Raw genomic sequence first — 1,291 nt, 5'->3', positions numbered from 1 at the left:
TCCAATTTAGATAAAATCGTCGTCATCGGCCGCGACCAGCTTAAGACGACATCGGGTTATGGCAGCAACATGCCGCCAGTCATCACATCTTCATTGAAAAGATATGAGACGGATTCTTCATTGCTGATACGGCGTACCGTTTCAGCCAGCAAACCGGCAATGGTAACCTGACGGATGCGTTCACATTTTTTAGCTGCTTCAGACAACGGAATCGTATCTGTCACAACTACTTGGTCAATTTCGGAAGAAGCAATTCGACTCACTGCTTCACCGGAGAATACTGCATGGCTGGCATATGCTAATACACGATCTGCACCGCGCTCTTTCAGGGCAACGGCTGCTTTACACAAGGTGTTTGCCGTATCGATCATATCATCTACGATCAAGCAAGTACGGCCTTGAATATCGCCAATAATGTTCATCACTTCAGCCACGTTGGCTTTAGGACGACGTTTGTCGATAATGGCCAAATCAGCATTTAAAGATTTAGCAACAGCACGTGCACGTACAACACCACCAATGTCAGGGCTGACAACAGTCAGATTGTCGATACGTTGTTGTTTAATATCGTTCAATAAAATCGGGGTAGCGTAAATATTATCTACCGGAATATCGAAGAAACCTTGAATTTGATCGGCATGCAAGTCAACAGTCAATACGCGGTCGATACCTGCTGAGTACAACATATTCGCTACCAATTTAGCAGAAATCGGTACACGAACAGAGCGAGGACGACGATCTTGACGCGCATAGCCAAAGTAAGGAATCGCGGCAGTAATACGCCCGGCAGAAGCACGTTTGAGTGCATCGGCCATAGTCAAAATTTCCATCAGGTTGTCATTGGTTGGCGCGCAGGTAGGTTGCAAAATAAACACATCGCGACCACGCACATTTTCCAGCAATTCAATGGCTACTTCGCCATCAGAGAATTTGGAAACAGTGGCTTCACCGAGTGAAATATCCAAATGTTTGACAACACGTTGCGCCAATTCCGGATTTGCATTACCGGTAAACACCATTAAACTGTCATAAGCAGCCATATCTTCACCTGATTCTAGATTTAATTTACGCGCAGAAAACATTACGCTTCCCTTTGCCCTATGTCTAAGACACTAATTGCGCGATTATACGCGTAAAGACGGGTAAAAAAAAGTTTTTCAGCGTTATTTTGCTCTTAGCGTAAAAAAGCGTGTAAGAGAACTTACACGCTTTTATTTGGCTGGGGAGGAAGGATTCGAACCTTCGCATGCTGGAATCAAAATCCAGTGTCTTAACCGCTTGACGACTCCCC

1 protein-coding gene is annotated in these 1,291 nt (G+C 45.0%); it reads right to left on the bottom strand.

All coding sequences use genetic code 11. From position 1 onward, the window contains the following. Window positions 1-56: 56 nt before the first annotated feature. A complete protein-coding gene (locus ACTHSP_RS20605; RefSeq protein ID WP_152333207.1) occupies window positions 57-1,040 on the bottom strand; it encodes a ribose-phosphate pyrophosphokinase in 984 nt (327 codons plus the stop codon). Window positions 1,041-1,291: the final 251 nt, after the last annotated feature.

The sequence above is a fragment of the Neisseria sp. P0001.S005 genome (assembly GCF_051963715.1).
The sequence above is the reverse complement of the archived record's forward strand: the minus strand, read 5'-3'. Positions and strand labels throughout refer to the sequence as shown.

Bases quoted from the DNA above. Each gene is read 5' to 3' on its own strand.
- ACTHSP_RS20605 (WP_152333207.1), bottom strand. From the start codon at position 1,040: ATGGCTGCTTATGACAGTTTAATGGTGTTTACCGGTAATGCAAATCCG.